Annotated in this window: 13 protein-coding genes; 9 read left to right on the top strand and 4 right to left on the bottom strand. The window is 61.7% G+C overall.

What is annotated here, in order from left to right:
- Window positions 1-11: 11 nt before the first annotated feature.
- Together NHU87_RS00205 and NHU87_RS00200 are read right to left on the bottom strand one after the other, a co-directional pair.
- Window positions 12-1349 carry a lysine N(6)-hydroxylase/L-ornithine N(5)-oxygenase family protein gene (locus NHU87_RS00205; RefSeq protein ID WP_253544731.1) on the bottom strand — a complete coding sequence of 446 codons (1338 nt, stop codon included), beginning with the start codon at window positions 1347-1349 and terminating at the stop codon, window positions 12-14.
- Window positions 1350-1493: 144 nt separating this feature from the next.
- Window positions 1494-1976, bottom strand: coding sequence for a sigma-70 family RNA polymerase sigma factor (locus tag NHU87_RS00200; protein WP_301271308.1), 483 nt, complete (start codon window positions 1974-1976; stop codon window positions 1494-1496).
- Window positions 1977-2277: 301 nt separating this feature from the next.
- Between NHU87_RS00200 and NHU87_RS00195 the strand changes: the two genes are divergently transcribed.
- The 3 genes from NHU87_RS00195 to NHU87_RS00185 are packed head-to-tail and all read left to right on the top strand — an operon-like array spanning window position 2278 to window position 6808.
- A complete protein-coding gene (locus NHU87_RS00195) occupies window positions 2278-3435 on the top strand; it encodes an efflux RND transporter periplasmic adaptor subunit (RefSeq protein ID WP_253544730.1) in 1158 nt (385 codons plus the stop codon).
- The gene (locus tag NHU87_RS00190) at window positions 3436-5409 is read left to right on the top strand and encodes a MacB family efflux pump subunit (protein ID WP_253544729.1); all 1974 of its coding nucleotides are present in this window, start codon (window positions 3436-3438) and stop codon (window positions 5407-5409) included.
- 7 nt (window positions 5410-5416) lie between these two features.
- Window positions 5417-6808, top strand: coding sequence for an efflux transporter outer membrane subunit (locus NHU87_RS00185; RefSeq protein ID WP_253544728.1), 1392 nt, complete (start codon window positions 5417-5419; stop codon window positions 6806-6808).
- Between the two features lie 112 nt (window positions 6809-6920).
- On the opposite strand, the gene pvdP is transcribed toward NHU87_RS00185, so the two are convergent.
- Window positions 6921-8546, bottom strand: a complete 1626-nt coding sequence (gene pvdP / locus NHU87_RS00180; RefSeq protein WP_253544727.1) for a pyoverdine maturation tyrosinase PvdP — start codon at window positions 8544-8546, stop codon at window positions 6921-6923.
- A 207-nt stretch (window positions 8547-8753) separates the two neighbouring features.
- On the opposite strand from pvdP, the gene pvdM reads away from it, so the two are divergent.
- The 6 genes from pvdM to NHU87_RS00150 all read left to right on the top strand — a co-directional run bounded on the left by pvdM (window position 8754) and on the right by NHU87_RS00150 (window position 17819).
- The gene (gene pvdM / locus NHU87_RS00175) at window positions 8754-10124 is read left to right on the top strand and encodes a pyoverdine-tailoring dipeptidase-like protein PvdM (RefSeq protein WP_253544726.1); all 1371 of its coding nucleotides are present in this window, start codon (window positions 8754-8756) and stop codon (window positions 10122-10124) included.
- Window positions 10121-11407, top strand: coding sequence for a pyoverdine-tailoring periplasmic protein PvdN (gene pvdN, locus NHU87_RS00170; RefSeq protein ID WP_253544725.1), 1287 nt, complete (start codon window positions 10121-10123; stop codon window positions 11405-11407). The genes pvdM and pvdN overlap by 4 nt, the downstream gene beginning before the upstream one ends.
- A gap of 43 nt (window positions 11408-11450) precedes the next feature.
- Window positions 11451-12338, top strand: a complete 888-nt coding sequence (pvdO, locus tag NHU87_RS00165; protein WP_253544724.1) for a dihydropyoverdine dehydrogenase — start codon at window positions 11451-11453, stop codon at window positions 12336-12338.
- 258 nt (window positions 12339-12596) lie between these two features.
- A complete protein-coding gene (locus NHU87_RS00160; RefSeq protein ID WP_038982323.1) occupies window positions 12597-14246 on the top strand; it encodes a cyclic peptide export ABC transporter in 1650 nt (549 codons plus the stop codon).
- 113 nt (window positions 14247-14359) lie between these two features.
- The gene (locus tag NHU87_RS00155; RefSeq protein ID WP_253544723.1) at window positions 14360-16840 is read left to right on the top strand and encodes a TonB-dependent siderophore receptor; all 2481 of its coding nucleotides are present in this window, start codon (window positions 14360-14362) and stop codon (window positions 16838-16840) included.
- A 619-nt stretch (window positions 16841-17459) separates the two neighbouring features.
- The gene (locus NHU87_RS00150) at window positions 17460-17819 is read left to right on the top strand and encodes a DUF6124 family protein (protein WP_253544722.1); all 360 of its coding nucleotides are present in this window, start codon (window positions 17460-17462) and stop codon (window positions 17817-17819) included.
- Window positions 17820-17957: 138 nt separating this feature from the next.
- Here NHU87_RS00150 and NHU87_RS00145 read toward each other — a convergent pair whose 3' ends face one another.
- Complete coding sequence (locus NHU87_RS00145; RefSeq protein ID WP_253544721.1) at window positions 17958-18914, bottom strand: alpha/beta hydrolase; 957 nt, start codon at window positions 18912-18914, stop codon at window positions 17958-17960.
- Window positions 18915-18939: the final 25 nt, after the last annotated feature.

Here is an 18939-nt window from a genome sequence, read left to right as displayed (position 1 = left end):
GCGCAGAAGATTTAGCTGGCAGTCGCCAACAACAAATCCATCACCGACCCGCCCTGCCCGAGCGACTTGCCATGCTCATACAGCGAGCCTGCAATTTCATCGGCACGGATCGGCAGGATCGACAGCAAGGTGTCGCTCAAGCCGTGGCTGGCCTGGCAGAAGCCCTGCATGTAGATGCCGGCCTTGCAGCGCTCGTCGGTGATCAGTTTGTAATGGCGGTCGACCTCGAAATCACCCAGGTACTGTTCCAATGGCGCCAGCAGTTTGCGGTGCATCTGACGTTCGTAACCGGTGGCCAGCACCACGGCGTCATAGCAACGAACGGTGACTTCACCGGTGGCGTTGTTGCGCATCGCCAGCTCGATACCGCGCTCGGTGGCGGTGGCTTTTTCAATAGTGGTCAGGGTATGGAACGCATGGCGCGCAATGCCCGAGACTTTCTGACGGTAGAAGATGCCGTAGATGCGCTCGATCAGGTCGATGTCCACCACTGAATAGTTGGTGTTGTGGTACTCGTTGACCAGGCGCTCGCGTTCGCTGCTGGCCTGCTGGAACACCAGGTCGGTGAACTCCGGCGAGAACACTTCGTTGACGAAGGGGCTGTCATCGGCCGGTTTCAGAGCCGAGCCACGCAAGATCATGTCCACCTGCACCGATGGGAAGCTGTCGTTCAGGTCGATGAAGGCTTCCGCCGCACTCTGCCCGCCGCCGATGATCGCGATACTCATCGGTTGGTTGTTCACGCACGGCTGCCTGGCCATGCGCTCCAGGTACTGGGAGTGGTGGAATACCCGGCCGTCCTCCTTCAGCGCCTTGAACGCTTCGGGAATGCGCGGTGTACCGCCGGCGCTGACCACTACCGAACGGGTGGTGCGTACATGCTGTTGACCTTGCGCATCACGCGAGATCACCCGCAGCGCTTCGACCTGCTGGTGGTGCAGCACTGGCTCGATGGCCAACACTTCCTCGCCGTAACGGCTCTGCGCGGTAAATTGCCCGGCGACCCAGCGCAGGTAGTCGTTGTACTCCATGCGGCACGGATAGAAGGTGCCGAGGTTAATGAAGTCCACCAGACGACCATGGTGCTTGAGGTAATTGACGAAGGAATACGGGCTGGTCGGGTTGCGCAGCGTCACCAGGTCCTTGAGAAAGGAAATCTGCAGTTCGCTCTGGGTGACCAGGGTATTGCCGTGCCAGCGGTAGTCCGCTTGCTTGTCGAGAAACAGCACATCCAGCTCACCCTGGCTCGGCCCGCGCTCTTGCAGGGCGATGGCCAGAGCCAGGTTCGAAGGGCCGAAACCGACGCCGATCAGGTCGTGAACGATGGGCGATGCAATTGCCTGTGTCATTTCCAGTGTCCTCTGGATGAACCCCGGAGCAGCGGGGATAAAGCCTGGGTGACCTGACCGGCCTTTGGCGGCAGCAGATCGTCTGTTGAATAGGAACGAGGACAATGAAAAAAAATTTAACGAGGCCTGATTAAACGGCGTCGATCAGGGAGCGTCCCACTGGCGCATGCGCACCCGGCAATGCTTCATGGCATTGACGATGTGCTTTTCCACCAGCGCCCGGGAAATCCCCAGGTGCTCGGCGATTTCCGGGTGCGACAAGCCGTCGATCTTGCGCAGAAGAAAACTCTCGCGACACAACCGTGGCAACTCCGCCAGTGCGCGCTGGAGCATGTCCAGGCGCTGACCGTGATCGAGGCTGTTGTGGGGGGATGGCGTGAAGTAGCGCTCTTCGCTGTCGAGCACATCCAGGGATTCGACCTGCCGCAAGGCATTGCGTCGGTGATCGTCAATCACCAGGTTGAGCGCGGTGCGATAAAGAAACGCCCGGGGTTGTTCGATCGGCGTGTCACTCGAACGCTCCAGTACCCGCAGATAAGCGTCATGCACCACATCTTCGGCCACCTGACGGTTGCCTAGCTTGGCGTTCAGGAAACACACCAGCTCGCGATAGTAGTTTTCCAACATGACTCCCAGTCCTTGAGACAGATCTGCGCCATAAAAGAGATGGCGGCACGATGATGGCAGCGCGCAAGAGGCGTAATTTATAGTAATTCTCATATAGATTTAAAGCACTGGATCCATTTACCTGAGAAATAACCTCATTTGTCGACCTGCAACGCCATGTCTCAACACTTAAATTCCCGTTCGGGGTTCTCGTTTACAGGACAGCTTCCCGTGTCTGTCGGTCCACCGACAGCGTTCAGCGGCGCGGATCATTGCCGCGCTTACCGAGCGACGGGCCGATTTTCACCGGCTGGAACCCCGCATGAAACGTCCCCGCCCCACCCGACGCGCCCTGTTTGTCGCTCTGTGCCTGATCCCCGCCGTGGCCCTGGCTGCCTGGCAAGTGATTCCGCCGGGGCGTGAGAAACTGGCCACCGCCGCCGTGACCCGCGCCGATATCGAAAACAGCGTGACCGCCCTCGGCACCCTGCAACCGCGACGCTACGTGGACGTCGGCGCCCAGGCGTCCGGGCAGATCCAGAAGATTCATGTCGAGGCCGGCGATCAGATCAAGGAAGGCCAATTGCTGGTGGAGATCGATCCTTCGACCCAGAAAGCCAAACTCGACGCTGGACGTTTTTCCATCGACAACCTCAAGGCCCAGTTGCAAGAGCAGCGCGCCCAGCACGACTTGGCGCAACAAAAGTATCAGCGCCAGCAGCACCTCAAGGCCGGCGGCGCCACTCGCGAAGAAGATGTGCAAACCGCCCGCGCCGAAGTGCGGGCGACCCAGGCGCGCATCGACATGTTCCAGGCGCAGATTCGTCAAGCCCAGGCCAGTTTGCGCAGCGACGAAGCGGAGCTGGGTTACACACGGATCTACGCGCCAATGTCCGGCACGGTGGTCGCCGTCGGTGCCCGGGAAGGCCAGACCCTCAACGCGCAACAACAGACGCCGCTGATATTGCGCATTGCCCGGTTGTCACCGATGACCGTTTGGGCCGAAGTTTCGGAGGCCGATATCGGCCAGGTCAAACCCGGCATGACCGCCTGGTTCACCACGCTCAGCGGTGGCAACCGGCGCTGGAGCAGCACCGTACGGCAGATTTTGCCAGTGCCGCCGCGCCCGCTCGAACAGATGCAGGGCAGCCCCACCAGCGGTCGCAGCGGCAGCGAGCGAGTAGTGCTCTACACCGTGCTGCTGGATGTCGACAACGCCGACAACGCCTTGATGACCGACATGACCGCCCAGGTATTTTTCGTCGCCCAGCAAGCGCAGAACGTGCTGACAGTGCCCACCGCGGCCCTGCAAAACGGCTCCGCGGATCGCCAAGTGGCGCAAGTGGTGGCAGCCAACGGCGAGGTTCAGCGCCGCGAGGTTCGCACCGGGATCAGCGACCGGTTACGCACGCAGATTCTCGACGGGTTGGCGGAAGGCGATCACGTGCTGAGCACTCCGCTCACCGGCAGCGGAGGCTGAATGCAAACGCCCCTGATTGACCTTCGACAGATCCGCAAAGCCTACGGCGGTGGCGACAGCCCTGTGGTGGAAGTGCTGCGCGGCATCGACCTGTCGATCCATGCCGGCGAATTTGTTGCCATCGTCGGTGCCTCCGGGTCCGGCAAATCGACCCTGATGAACATCCTCGGCTGCCTCGACCGCCCCACCAGCGGCGACTACCTGTTCGCCGGAGAAAACGTCGCGGGCCTGGGCAGTGACGAACTGGCGTGGCTACGGCGCGAGGCCTTCGGCTTCGTGTTTCAGGGTTACCACCTGATCCCGTCCGGATCGGCCCAGGAAAACGTCGAGATGCCAGCCATTTATGCCGGCACCCCGGCAGACGAACGCCATGCCCGCGCGGCGGCCCTGCTCGAGCGCCTCGGCCTGGGCTCGCGCACCGCCAACCGTCCACATCAGCTCTCCGGCGGTCAACAGCAACGGGTATCGATCGCCCGCGCCTTGATGAATGGCGGCCACATCATCCTCGCCGACGAACCCACCGGCGCTCTCGACAGCCACAGCGGCGCCGAAGTCATGAGCCTGCTCGATGAACTGGCCAGTCAGGGGCATGTGGTGATCCTGATCACCCACGACCGCGAAGTGGCTAAGCGCGCCAACCGGGTCATCGAAATCCGCGACGGCCTGATCATCAGCGACACCGCCACCAATCCCTTAGCCGCCCCGCGCACGGCCCGTCCCGGCGCGCTGCAAGCCGTCGACCTGCGCCAGCGTTTGAGCGCCGGCAGCGAGCCCAATGGCGCCTGGAAAGGCGAACTGCTGGACGCGGTTCAGGCGGCGTGGCGCGTGATGTGGATCAATCGCTTCCGCACCGCCCTGACGCTACTGGGGATTGTCATTGGCGTCGCGTCGGTGGTGGTGATGCTGGCGGTGGGCGAAGGCAGCAAGCGACAGGTGATGGCGCAGATGGGCGCCTTCGGCTCCAACATCATTTACCTCAGCGGCGCCGCGCCCAATCCGCGTACGCCGCCCGGGATCATTACCCTCGACGACGTCGCCGCGCTCGCCAACCTGCCTCAGGTGCAGCGGATCATGCCGGTCAACGGCTCGACTGCCGGCGTGCGCTTCGGCAACGCCGATCACACCGCCTATGTGGGCGGCAACGACACCAATTTCCCGAGCATCTTCAATTGGCCGGTGGTTCAGGGCAGCTATTTCACCCAGGCCGATGAAGACAGTGCCGCCGCCGTCGCGGTGATCGGCCACAAGGTCCGGGAGAAGCTGTTCAAAGACCTGGCCGACCCGATCGGCCAGTACATCCTGATCGAAAACGTGCCGTTTCAGGTGCTCGGCGTGCTGGCCGAAAAAGGTTCCAGTTCCGGCGATTCTGATAGCGATAACCGCATCGCCGTGCCCTACTCGGCCGCCAGCGTGCGTCTGTTTGGCAGCCGTAACCCCGAGTACGTGGTGATCGCCGCCAAGGATGCGCGCAAGGTCAAGGAAGCCGAGCAAGCGATCGAACAAACGATGCTGCGCGAGCACAAGGGCAAGCGCGATTTCGAGCTGACCAACAACGCCGCCATGATCCAGGCCGAGGCCCGCACCCAGGGCACGCTGTCATTGATGCTCGGTTCGATTGCGGCGATTTCGCTGCTGGTCGGCGGCATCGGCGTCATGAACATCATGCTGATGACGGTGCGCGAACGCACCCGGGAAATCGGGATTCGCATGGCCACCGGCGCCCGTCAGCGCGACATCTTGCGCCAGTTTCTCACAGAGGCGGTGATGCTCTCGGTGGTCGGCGGTGTCGCCGGCATCGGCCTGGCGCTGCTGGTCGGTGGCGTGTTGCTGCTGAGCAATGTCGCGGTCGCGTTCCAGTTGTTCGCCGTGCTCGGCGCCTTCGGCTGCGCCCTGGTCACCGGCGTCATCTTCGGCTTCATGCCTGCCCGCAAGGCTGCCCGGCTCGATCCGGTCACGGCCCTTACCAGTGAATGATCGACCTATGAAAGTGCCCCTGACTCTTCTGGCCGCCAGCCTGTTGCTGGCCGCCTGCAGCAACCCTGCGCCGCGCCCCGACAGCGGCCTGCAACCACCCGCCGCCTGGCAATCGCCGAACACCGCGGCCGCCGCACACAGCAACCGGCAATGGTGGATGCAGTTCGGCAGCCCACAACTGAATCGCCTGATCGAACAGGCTAGCGTGGGCAGTCACGACCTGGCCGCCGCTGTCGCCCGGGTTCAGCAGGCCCAGGCCAGCGCCATCATCGCCGGTGCGCCGCTGCTGCCCGAACTCAAGGCTGGCCTCAACGCCAATCGCCAACGCTTGCTGCATGGCAAGGGCTACAGCCAACTGGACGTCAGCCCCGATAATCGCTCGCTGAATTATTACGACGCGGAACTGAGCGCCAGTTACGAAATCGATTTCTGGGGCAGCAAACGGGCGGCCCGGGACAGCGCCCTGCTCGGCTTGCAGGCCAGCGAGTTCGATCGGGCCACCGTGGAGCTGACCTTGCAAAGCGGCGTGGCCAACAGCTACACCCAGGCCTTGTCGTTGCGTGAACAGCAACGGATCGCCGAGCTGAACCTGGCCAACGCCCAAAGCGTGCTGCGATTAGTGCAGACCCGCTACGACGCCGGCAGCGCCACCGCACTGGAACTGGCTCAGCAAAAAAGCCTGGTGGCCGAACAGCAACGCAAACTGCCGCTGGTGCAGCAACAGGCGCGGGAAGCGCGAATCACCCTCGCCGCCCTGCTCGGCCAACCGGTGCAGGCACTGACGCTGACGGAGCAACCGTTCGATCAATTGCACTGGCCGCAGATTGCCAGCGGCGTGCCCAGTGAACTGTTGAGTCGTCGTCCGGACATCGCCAGCGCCGAAGCCAAACTCGCCGCCGCCCAGGCGGATGTGACCGTCGCCCGCGCGGCGATGTTGCCCACCCTGACGCTCACCGCCAGCCTGGGCACCGGCGCCGACCTGGCTTCGGACCTGTTGCGCACGACTTTTTACAACCTGTCCTCGGGGCTGGTAGCGCCGGTCTTCAACAATGGTCGCCTCAGCGCCACCCGCGACAAAGCCACGGCACGCCAACAGGAATTGCTGGAAACCTATCGCGGGGCAATCATCAATGGCTTCGCCGATGTGGAAAAAGCCCTCAACAGTATTCATGGGCTGGACGAACAACGTCAGTGGCAAGGGGAAGAACTGAGCCAGGCGCAGACCGCTTTCGACATCGCCCAGAGCCGCTACCAGGCGGGCGCTGAAGACTTGCTCACGGTGCTGCAAACCCAGCGCGCGCTGTATGCCGCCCAGGATATGAATGTGCAGCTGAGATTGTCGCGGTTGCAGGCCAGTATTGCGCTGTACAAGGCGTTGGGTGGGGGGTGGCTTATTTGAAGATCAAAAGATCGCGGCCTTCGGCAGCTCCTACAGGGATTGATGTTCGCCGAAATATTGCGAATGAACATCGATCCTGTAGGAGCTGCCGAAGGCTGCGATCTTTCGGGGTTTACAACTGCCATCCCTTGACCTTCAAATGCCGCGCATACCACGGCCGTCGCGGCACTTTGCGCAACAGGTCACTCATGTTGTCTTCATCGCCAAAGGTGATGCGCAACGCCAGCTTCATGGTTTCGGGGTCCATTTCCACCGAGCGCCCCGTTTGCAGGCCCGGGGTCGTGCTGCAACCGTGGGTGTCCGGGCCGAGCCACGGATCGCCGACTTCCACCCAACGCCCCGGCGCAAACCATGGCACGCCGTTGACTTCCAGGCGGCTCAGTTCGCCGGGGTGAAAACGCTCATGGGCGCGGAACCAGTCTTCGATGCGATCGTCGATCCAGCCGTGGAAACGCCAGAACACCGGGTTGACGTGGGACGAAAACGGATCGCCGAGAAAGTCGTTTTCCGGGGCATACCAGCGCGCCGCAAAGTCGGCCTGATCCCGGGCCATCGGCACCGGTATCTCATTGGACGGATCCCGGGCCACCGACGCCCAGCGCATGTGCAGCCAATCGTGCAAGCCCAGCTCGACCTCCGAGCCGAACTGGCCGAGGGTCAGTTTCGACAGGTAACGCGGATCCCGGTACTGCGATTCCCAGACCTGGAAGTTGCTGTGATAGGTCTCTGCGGCTTTGATGTCACTGACCCACTTGGTGTATTCGTCGTCGCCCTCGGTCAACCAGGTCGGCGGCAAGGCATTGCCATCGTGATTGTCGAAATAGCGCGCGAAGCCCTGGCGATCGCGCTCGAGTTCCGGCTGCGGCAAGGGGAACGCCGGCCATGAAGGCAAATCCTGCATGGACCGGGCGATGCCGAGCATGTGCCGGTGCATGAAGAAAAAATCGATGCCCGAACCGTTGCGGTCCTTGCGCGGCCCGCGGGCATCACGCTCCTTGTCCCGTGGGCCGGGTTGCCAGCCGATACCGCGCAACGCCTCGCGTTTTTTCTCCGAGAGCTTGTGCCATTTGTCCCGGGACGCGTGCCAGAGCTGATGAAACAATCGATGTTCGGGGGACACCAGCCACGCCAGAAACGCCGGATTGAGGGCAGTTCGCTCCCGCGCTTCGGGAAACCGGCGCTTGATGGCGATAAAGCGATTGTCGAGTTCGGGCAAACCCAACGGGCGATTCAGGCTCAGCACCTGGCCGCTGAACGTGCCGCTGCCGGCATTGCCGAACGCCGCCCAGACTTCGTCGAGTTTTGCCTTGAATTCATACATCGGCGCCACCAGCGGGGCGTCGGTGCGCATCAGTCGCCAGTACAGTTCGGCGCCCTTGGCCGGCGCCAGATCGCCGATGACCTGATAGCACGGCTGGCCTTCCCCGCGCAGGTGAGTGCCGGTGTCCAGGCAACCGCGCAACCCGCGCCCGCGATGGGCGATGTCGAGAAACAGCTCCAGCCCGTCCTGCGGCAAACCATCAAGCCCGGCATCGCTGCCGACAAAACGAATGTCCCAGATTCCGCGCAAGCTGTCGGCCAGTTGCTGGCCGGCGGTGCTGGCCAGGTCGACCGTGGCCTCCCCCGGCGTGATCGGTTCCTTTTCCCGGGTCAGCTCACGATGTGCATAAAAAGCGGCAGGCACCGCAGCGCTCGTGAGCGCCAGGCCCGCCATGAACCAGCGTCGAGAAATCGTCATTGCCCTACCTGTGTCAGCCCTGAAGCAGGCTTTATCCAAGCTAGAACGTTTGTTGCCTCTACAAATTTAAATGCGGTCCCGTGTAGGAGCTGCCGAAGGCTGCGATCTTTTCGGGGCTACCTAAATTCCTGTGCCGGTCACTCGTTCTTCCCAGATAGCAAAGGCCCCTGCGCCTGCACCGGGGCGGCGAACCTGACTGAGATGGCGATGAAAAAAACACGTTCGAAAAAAGCGCTGTACCTCGGCCTGCCACTGGCCTTGGCGATCAGTGCCGGCGCAGGCTGGCTGGTCTGGGATCATTGGTTCAAGGACAACCCCGGCTACCCGGTCAAGGTCATGAAACAGGCCACCGAACTGCAGGGGCGGATCCTTTCCTTCGACAGCCACATCACCGTCCCCCTGAGTTTCGGCGCCCACGGCAATGAGGCCGACAAGGACGGTTCCGGCCAGTTCGATTTGATCAAGGCCAACCGTGGCCGACTGTCCGGCGCGGCCCTGACGGTCTTTGGCTGGCCGGAAATGTGGAACGGCCCGAACGCGCCGCACAGGCCCACTGACGGTTTCGTCGAAGAAGCGCGCAACCAGCAGGAAGTGCGCTACAAAATCATCTCCGGTCTGGTGCGCGACTTTCCCAATCAGGTCGGCATCGCCTACACCCCCGACGACTTCCGACGCCTGCACGGCGAGGGCAAGTTTGCGATTTTCATCAGCATGCTCAACGCCTACCCGCTGGGCAATGACCTGAGCAAACTGGACCTGTGGGCTGCTCGCGGCATGCGCATGTTCGGCTTCAGCTACATCGGCAACAACAGCTGGGCCGACTCGTCACGACCGCTGCCGTTTTTCAACGACTCCCCCGATGCCCTCGATGGGCTGTCGGACATCGGCAAACAAGCGGTGCAGCGCCTCAACGATTTGGGCGTGATCATTGATGTGTCGCAGATGTCGACCAAAGGCCTGGAGCAAGTGGCGCAACTGAGCCGCACGCCGATGGTGGCCTCGCACTCGGCGCCACGGGCTTCGGTGGACATCCCGCGCAACCTCAGCGACAAAGAGTTGCAGCTGATCAAGAACAGCGGCGGCGTGGTGCAGGTGGTCGGTTTCTCGCAATACCTCAAACCGCTGACCCAAGGCACACAGGACAAACTCAACGCCCTGCGCACGCGTTTCGATCTGCCGCCATTGCCCAACCTGGCGATGGCGCTGATGCCCGGCGACCCGATCATCACCGCCTGGTCCGAACAGAAGCTTGGTCAATACGCCAGCGGTCTGTACGCCATTCTTGAGGAAGAACCCAAGGCCACGCTCAAGGACCTCGGCGATGCCATCGACTACACCGTGCGCAAGGTCGGCATCGACCACGTCGGCATCGCTTCGGACTTCAATGACGGCGGCGGCATCAAGGGCTGGGAAAATGTCGGCGAAATCCGCAACGTCACCGCCGAACTGATCCAGCGCGGTTATTCCGAAGCCGACATCGCCAAGCTCTGGGGCGGTAACTTCCTGCGGGTCTGGGAACAGGTGCAAAAAGCCGCGAAGCCCACGCTGATTTCTCGCCAGGAAACGGTAAAGCCATGAGTGACCGTCGGACTTTTCTGAAACAGGCCGGGATCCTCGCCGCTGGCCTGCCGTTGGGTGCCAGCCTCGGCTCACCGGTCGCCGCCGCGCAGATGCAAACCCTGCCCCGGGACAAATGGGCGCAATTGCGTCAGTTGTTTGATCAGGACCCGAATTACATCCACTTCGCCAACTTCCTGGTGACCTCCCACCCCAAACCCGTGCGCGAGGCCATCGCCCGTCACCGCGCCGCTCTCGATCTGAATCCCGGGCTCGCGATGGACTGGGACCACGGCGTGACCCATCAGCGCGAAGAAAACGTGCGGCTCTGGGCCGGTCGATATTTGCAGGCCAAACCGACACAGATCGCCCTCACCGGCAGCACCACCGAAGGCCTGGCGATGATTTATGGCGGCGTGCAGGTGCGCCCCGATCAGGAAATCCTCACCACCGTTCATGAGCATTACTCCACGAACAACATCCTGCATTTTCGCAACCAGCGCGATGGCACCCGGGTGCGCAAGATTCAGTTGTTCGAGCAGCCACAGTCGATCTCGGCCGACCAGGTGCTGGAGACCATCAACCGCAACATCCGCCCCGAGACCCGCGTGCTCGGCATGACGTGGGTGCACTCGGGCAGTGGCGTGAAGCTGCCGATCAGCGACATCGCCGGTCTCGTCGATGAACACAATCGCCAGCGCGACGACAAGGACCGGATCGTTTACGTGGTCGATGGCGTGCACGGTTTCGGCGTCGAAGACCTGAGTTTCCCGGCGATGAACTGCGACTTTTTCATTGCCGGCACCCACAAATGGATGTTCGGCCCCCGCGGCACCGGCATCGTTTGCAGCCGCAGCGAAGCGCTGAAATATGTAAGCCCGAGCGTGCCGACCTTCTCCGAAGCGACGACCTTTTCCACCACCATGTCCCCGGGCGGCTATCACGCTTTCGAACATCGCTGGGCCGTGGACGAAGCATTCAAATTGCACCTGGAACTGGGCAAGGCCGACGTCCAGGCGCGCATCCATCAGCTCAACAGCTACTTGAAACAGCGCTTGCTGGAGCAACCGGGCGTCGAACTGGTCACCCCGGTCGATCCGAAGTTTTCGGCGGGGTTCAGCTTCTTCCGGGTCAAGGGTCAGGACGGCGATGCCGTGGCGGCTCACCTGATGCAAAACCGGATTGTCAGCGATGCAGTCAGCCGCGACGCCGGCCCGGTGATCCGCACCGCACCGGGACTGCTCAATACCGAAGCCGATGTGGAGCGTTTTATCGACGTGCTGGGAAAAAAGCGCTCCGCGTGAACCTCCGCTCCGAAGCACCGTTTTCCTTTAACCGAGACGACTTATGAAAACGCTCCCTATGCCCTTTTCCCTGCGAACCCTATCGGCCCTGGCACTGACCGCACTGCTCGCCGGCCTGCTGCCCGGCGCCGCCCAGGCCGCGAACACGCCTGCCCCAGGCAAAGTGTTCAAGGACTGCAAGGACTGTCCGGAAATGGTCGTGCTGCCCGCCGGTAGCTACACCATGGGCACGCCAGAGGATGAAGTCGGCCACCAGCCCGATGAAGGTCCGCTGCATGAAGTGACCTTCACCCGCCCTTTCGCCATCAGCCGCTTCCAGGTACTGGCCGGCGAATGGGATGCGTACGTGCGCGCCACCGGCAACACCCCCGCCGACTTCGATGATCGCCCGGGACGTCGCTGCACCGCCGGCAAACCCAGCTTCAAACAGACCGCGCGTCACCCGGCCGTGTGCATGAACGTGGCCGAAGCCGAGGGTTACATCGCCTGGCTGTCGAAGAAAACCGGTCATGCCTATCGCATGCCTAGCGAGTCGATCCGTGAGTACGCCGCCCGCGCCGGCAGCACCGGATCTTTCCCGTTTGCGTTCGATGAAGGCGCCGACTACCAGATCTCCAAAAACGCCAACACCTACGGTGCCGCCGATGGCTACAACTTCACCTCCCCGGTCGGCACCTTCCCGGCTAACGCCTTTGGTGTGTTCGACATGCACGGCAACGTTTATGAGTGGGTCGCCGACTGCTACCGCGAAGACTATGTCGGCGTGCCCAGCGACGGCAGCCCGTGGCTGGAGCAGAACTGCAAACGCCATGTCATGCGCGGCAACGACTGGGGCGAAGCGCCGGTGTTTTCCCGCTCCGGCAATCGCAACAGCAGCCTGCCCACCAGCAGCGGCGACTGGCTGGGGTTTCGCGTAGTGCGTGAGCTCTGAATCCTTTCGAGCTCACACACTCCTGTAGCAGCTGGCGCAGCCTGCGTTCGGCTGCGCAGCAGTCGCAAATCCGGCTGACACGGTCCGCCTGACGCACCGCAACCTCTGGTTTTACGACTGCTGCGCAGCCGAACGCAGGCTGCGCCAGCTGCTACACCGGCATTACCCTTTGCCGCCGTTTAAATAAAGTCCGCAACCATTCGTTTTCCTTAAGTACCGGCACTCCCTCCGCACTCCGCACCGAAGCAGGAATCCTCCATGACCAAGCCAACGCGTGGGGCGATCAACGAATTGTTCGCCCTGCTCAAGCCCTTCCGGCTGATCGTCTCTGTGTCCATCGTGCTCGGCATGATCGGTGGCCTGAGCGTCACCGTGTTGCTGGCGACCATCAACAATGCCCTGCACTCCGCTGACGGCCTGACTCGCACCGTGGTGATGATTTTCGCCGGGCTGTGCGTGCTGGCGCTGCTGACCTCGATTCTGTCTGACATCGGCACCAACTACGTCGGTCAGCACATCATCGCCAGGCTGCGCAAAGAACTGGGGGAGAAAGTGCTGTCGGCGCCGATCGACCAGATCGAGCGCTACCGCAGTCACCGGTTGATCCCGGTGCTGACCCATGACGTGGACACCATCAGCGATTTCGCCTTCGCCTTCGCGCCGCTGGCGATTTCCCTGACCGTGACCCTGGGTTGCCTCGGCTATCTGGCCATGCTGTCGTGGCCGATGTTTCTGATGATGCTGGTCGCTATCGCCATCGGCACCACCATCCAGGCCATCGCCCGGGCCAAGGGCATGCGCGGTTTTTACGCGGCGCGAGACTCTGAAGACGAGCTGCAAAAGCACTACAACGCCATCGCCGAAGGGGCCAAGGAACTGCGCATCCACCGCCCGCGACGTCAGCGCATGTTCGTGTCCGGCATCCAGAAAACCGCCGAGAAAATCTGTGACACCCAGATCCGCTCGATCAATACCTTCGTCATTGCCAAGTCGTTCGGCTCGATGCTGTTCTTCGTGGTCATCGGCCTGGCGCTGGCCCTGCAATCGTTCTGGCCCAGTTCCGACAAAGCCGTGATGAGCGGTTTTGTGTTGGTGCTGCTGTACATGAAAGGGCCGCTGGAACACTTGGTTAGCACGCTGCCAATCATCAGCCGCGCGCAGATTGCGTTTCGTCGGATCGCCGAGCTCAGCGAACAGTTTTCCTCCCCCGAGCCGCACCTGCTGCTGGAGGATCAGGGCCACAAACCCGGCCCGGTCCACAGCCTGGAATTGAGCAACGTGCGTTACGCTTTCCCGCCGGTAGAAGGCAGCGAGCCCTTCCGCCTCGGCCCGGTCAACCTGCGCATCGAGCAAGGCGACATCGTGTTCATCGTCGGTGAAAATGGCTGCGGCAAAACCACGCTGATCAAACTGCTGCTGGGCCTCTATGCGCCCACCGAAGGCGAGATCCGCGTGAACGACCAGCCGATCACCGCGCTCAACCGCGATGACTACCGACAAAACTTCACTACGATATTTGCCGACTATTACCTGTTCGATGACCTGATTCAGGGCGACCGGCAAGTGCCGCAGGATGCCACGCGCTACCTCGAACGTCTGGAGATCGCGCACAAGGTCAGCGTGCGCGACGGCGCGTTCAGCACCACCGATCTTTCCACCGGCCAGCGCAAACGCCTGGCATTGGTCAATGCCTGGCTCGAAGAACGGCCGGTGCTGGTGTTCGATGAATGGGCCGCCGATCAGGACCCGACCTTCCGCCGCATTTTCTACACCGAACTGCTGCCCGACCTGAAGCGCCTGGGCAAAACCATCATCGTCATCTCCCACGATGACCGCTACTTCGACGTGGCAGATCAACTGGTGCGCATGGAAGCCGGCAAGGTTAAAAGCGAACTGCAACCCGCGTAATCGACGAGGCCGTGGCCGATCGGAAAAATAATTTTCCGGTTTGCCGCGGCCTCCTCGTCTTAATGAGATGAATAAGAACCATTACCAACTATACCTGCCAAGGTCTTAACCTCATGTCCGCATCCCGTTTCATGCTTCGACCTCTGACCCGCGCCCTGTTAATGAGCAGCACGACCCGCTCGCGCATGACGTCCACCGGCCTCGGCCTGGCGATGACCCTGGCCATGACGCCTTATGTCCAGGCTCAGGAATGGACCCTGAACATCCCGGCCCAGCCATTGGCTCAGGCGCTGCAGACCCTCGGTCAACAGACCAGTCTGCAAATCATCTACAGCCCGGAGAGCATTCAGAACCTGCGCTCCAGTGCCCTCAACGGCCGCTATCAGGACGATGATTCGCTCAGCGCGATGCTCAAGGGCAGCGGGATTCGCCATCAGCGCGACGGCAACACGATCACGCTACTGGCGCCGGCCACCGGCAGCGCGATGGAACTGGCACCCACCAGTATCAACGGTCAGCGCTTGGGTGCGACCACCGAAGGCAGCAACTCCTACACCACCGGGGCGGTGACCATCGGCAAGGGCGAGCACTCGCTCAAGGAAACCCCGCAATCGATCACCGTCATCACGCGCAAGATGCTCGATGACCAGAACCTGAACACCATCGAACAGGTCATGGAAAAGACCCCGGGCATCACCGTTTACGATTCGCCAATGGGCGGCAAGTATTTCTACTCCCGGGGTTTCCGCATGACCGGCCAGTATCAGTACGACGGTGTGCCGCTGGACATCGGCAGCAGCTACGTGCAGGCCGATGCCTTCAACAGCGACATGGCGATCTATGATCGAGTCGAAGTGTTGCGCGGCGCGGCCGGGATGATGAAGGGCGCTGGCGGTACCGCGGGGGGTGTGAACTTCGTGCGCAAGCGCGGCCAGGACACCCCGCACACTCAACTGTCGTTGTCTGCCGGGACCTGGGACAACTACCGTGGCCAGGTTGACACCGGCGGCCCGCTGAACGACGCCGGCACCATTCGTGGCCGGGCCGTGGTGACCCAGCAGACCCGTCAGTATTTCTATGACGTGGGCGAACGCAGGGACCAGATCTACTACGGCGCGCTGGACTTCGACCTGAGCGACTACACCACCCTGGGCTTGGGCATGGCCTATGAAGACGTCGATGCCACTCCGTGCTGGGGCGGCTTGCCGCGCTACGCCGATGGCAGCGACCTGAAGCTCTCTCGCTCCACGTGCCTGAACACCGCCTGGAACAACCAGCGCAGCAAGCGGGCCACTTACTTTGGCGACCTGAAACACGAATTCAACGACAACTGGGCGCTGAAGGTCGCGGGGGTTTACTCGAAAAACACCCAGGACATGGAATACGCCTTCCCGAGCGGAACGGTACCGGTTGGCGCCACCAGCACCGATACCCTGATGATCGGCAGCATCTTTGACTACGATCAGGTCGACTACGGCCTCGACGCTTATGTGGACGGCAAGTTCGACGCATTCGGCCAAGAGCACGAGCTGATCGTCGGCGCCAACGCCAGCCGCTCCCGCAAAGATGACTTCTACGCCGTGGCCCTCCTGCCTGATCGTCAGAATGTGCTGAACCCCAACCATCACCTGCCCCAGCCGGATGAAAGTTTCTACCTGGCCAACGCTACCCGGGGTGGTCCGGTAGACATGCGGATCAAGCAATACGGCGCCTACTCCACGGCACGCCTGAAACTGGCCGATCCGCTGACCTTCGTACTGGGCAGCCGCGTCAGCTGGTACAAGTCCGAAACCGACTCTGTCTCGTTCTGGCGCGGCGAAGGCACACCGATCAGTTCCGAGGCCAAGGAAACCGGGCAAGTCACCCCGTTTGCGGCGCTGCTGTTCGACATCAACGACAACCTGACCGCCTACGCCAGCTACGCGGATATCTTCACCCCGCAAGGCAACTACAAGACCATCACCGGTGCGACGCTCAAGCCATTGATCGGCCAGAGCTATGAACTGGGGATCAAGGGTGAATGGTTTGACGGTCGCCTGAACAGCTCCTTCAACCTGTTCCGCACCATCCAGAAAGACGCAGCCCAGGATGACCCGGCCTGCCCGGACAGCACCTGCTCGCAGAACTCCGGCAAAGTGCGCGCCCAAGGCTTCGAAGCTGAAGTCAGCGGTGAAGTCATTGACCGCCTGCAATTGCTGGCCGGCTACACCTACACCCAGACCAAGGTGCTGGAAGACGCCGACGTCAGTCAGGATGGCGTGTCGTACAACACCTATGTGCCGCGCCACTTGCTGCGAGTGTGGGGCGACTATGCCCTCAGCGGTCCACTGGAACGCGTTACCGTCGGGGCCGGCGTCAATGCCCAAAGCAGCAACTATCGCACCTCGCCAACCAGCGGCAACAATGTCACCCAGTCTGGCTATGCGGTCTGGAACAGTCGCATCGGCTACCGCATCGACGACACCTGGTCCGTGGCACTGAACGGCAACAACCTGTTCGACAAGCGCTACTACGCCACGGTCGGTACCGAAGCTTGGGGTAACTTCTACGGTGAACCGCGCAACTTCGTGATGTCGGTCAAGGCTGACTTCTGATTGCAGCCTCAATGAAAACGCCCCGCAATTGCGGGGCGTTTTTTTTGTGAGCAAGGCGAGAAATGGCAATGGTTAGATCGTTCCCACGCGCCGCAAAGGAATGCCTCAACGGACGCTCTGCGTTCGGCTCTGGAAGGACGCGGAGCGTCCCGGGCTGCATTCCCACGCGGAGCGTGGGAACGATCAACAAACCTGTGGGAGCGGGCTTGCCCGCGATGACGCCGGTACAGCCACCACAAGGCTCGTGTCAGACCGCTAAACAGGCACTGTTTAAAACGACACTTCCAGATACTCACCCAGGCTACACATCCTTGCGCCGTTGCCTACGACTGCGCCAGAATCCGCCGGCTTGTGCGCCTTGAGGCCGGGCTCTATCGTTTCCGGGTCGCTGAAAAACAGCGATCGGGTTTCGCAGCCCGGGTCAATCAAGGCGCACAGCGCCACCGTTCCTTTTCAGATGACGTTATTCGTTCGCTGAATTGCGTTATGGCGGCTGTGCGCGGGAGATCTTCGGGTCTGCCGGGTTCCTTGATTCCCGGTCTGCGAACCTGCGTACAGCTGCCACCTATCTTCGTTTCGCAGCGAACCGTGGCGGCTCCACTAATCAAGGAGCATTACTATGTTCAAAGCCACACCCAACCCGCCTGAAACCGATCCAACATCCCCGTACGAATCCCTCGATTCGAAAAAACTCAACGAAGCCGCCGACCGCGCCCTCGATCACTACCTCAAGCCGCCCATCCCCAAAGACACCAAGCGCAAACCCAGCACCATTTACCATGTCGGCGCCGAGGTCGATAACGAAACCCTACTGGTCAACGCCTGCGAATCCCTGGCGTCAGCGAGCATGATGCTCAGTGAGTTCGCCGGATTGATGGACATGCCACATCGCAACATGATGTTGGGGATTCAGCAGGTGGTGATGCTTGGTGAGTTGGCAGTGAATCGGGTGCTGGATAACTACGATCCGCGAGGCTAGCGAAGAACCTGTAACCGATCGTTCCCACGCTCTGCGTGGGAATGCTTCAACGGACGCTCCGCGTTCGGCTTTAGGGGGTGGGACGCGGAGCGTCCCGAACTGCATTCCCACGCGGAGCGTGGGAACGATCAATCGCACTCAACCCAAATGCCGACTCAGCGCCCGACTCAAGCTTTCATGCACGCTCAGCACATCCGGCATGACCGAGGCCAGCCTGAGCAAATCATGAGTCAAACCCGGGCAATGTTCGAGTTCGACACTCACCCCCTGCGCGCGCAGTTTATCGACGTAGGCCTGGCCTTCATCGAGCAACGGATCGAACCCCGCCAGCAACACAATCGCCGGCGCCACACCGCGCAGATCCTCGGCCAGCAAGGGTGAGAAGCGCCAGTCCAGCAGGTCTTCGGGGCGGCGGGCGTAGTGCTGGTAAAACCAGTCCAGCGTGTCGTTCTCCAGCAAATACCCTTCACTGAACAAAAGACGCGAATCGTGGGTGCGCGAGGCATCAGTGACCGGATAACACAGCAACTGCACCTTGGGAACGATGGCCACGGTGTGTGGCTGAACCACCGCTTGCAAGGCCAGCACCGTCGCCAATGTGGCACCGGCACTGTCACCGCCGAACGCGACGCGACCGGCATCCAGCCCCAGGGCTAACGCCTGTTCCGCTAGCCAGGACAAGGCGTCTTCACCGTCCTCCAGCGCCGTCGGGAAACGATGCTCAGGCGCCAGCCGATAGCCAACCGACAACACCGCGCACGGCGTACGTCGGCAGAATTCGCGGCAGACTCCGTCATGGGAATCCAGGCTGCCCACGACAAAACCACCGCCATGGAAATACACCAGCACCGGCATCGGTGCCGTCGCCCCGCTCGGGCGATATAAACGCAATGCCAGCGGCGCACCCTCCCGGGCCGTGGTGTTGACCTCCAGCACATCAATATCCTGAGGAGCATCCCAACGCAATTGCGCGGTGGTTTGTTCGAAAATCGCCCGGGCCTCGGCCGGAGTCATTTGATGCAGCGCCGGCAGGCCTGCGTCCTGGCCGTCTTGCGCCAGGTCGAGGAAGGCTTCCAGATCAGGGTGTAACGACATCGAAAAAATCCTTATGTCCGTAAAA

The organism is Pseudomonas mandelii (genome assembly GCF_024138395.1).
In the GTDB taxonomy this organism is placed as follows: domain Bacteria; phylum Pseudomonadota; class Gammaproteobacteria; order Pseudomonadales; family Pseudomonadaceae; genus Aquipseudomonas; species Aquipseudomonas mandelii_E.
The sequence above is the reverse complement of the archived record's forward strand: the minus strand, read 5'-3'. Positions and strand labels throughout refer to the sequence as shown.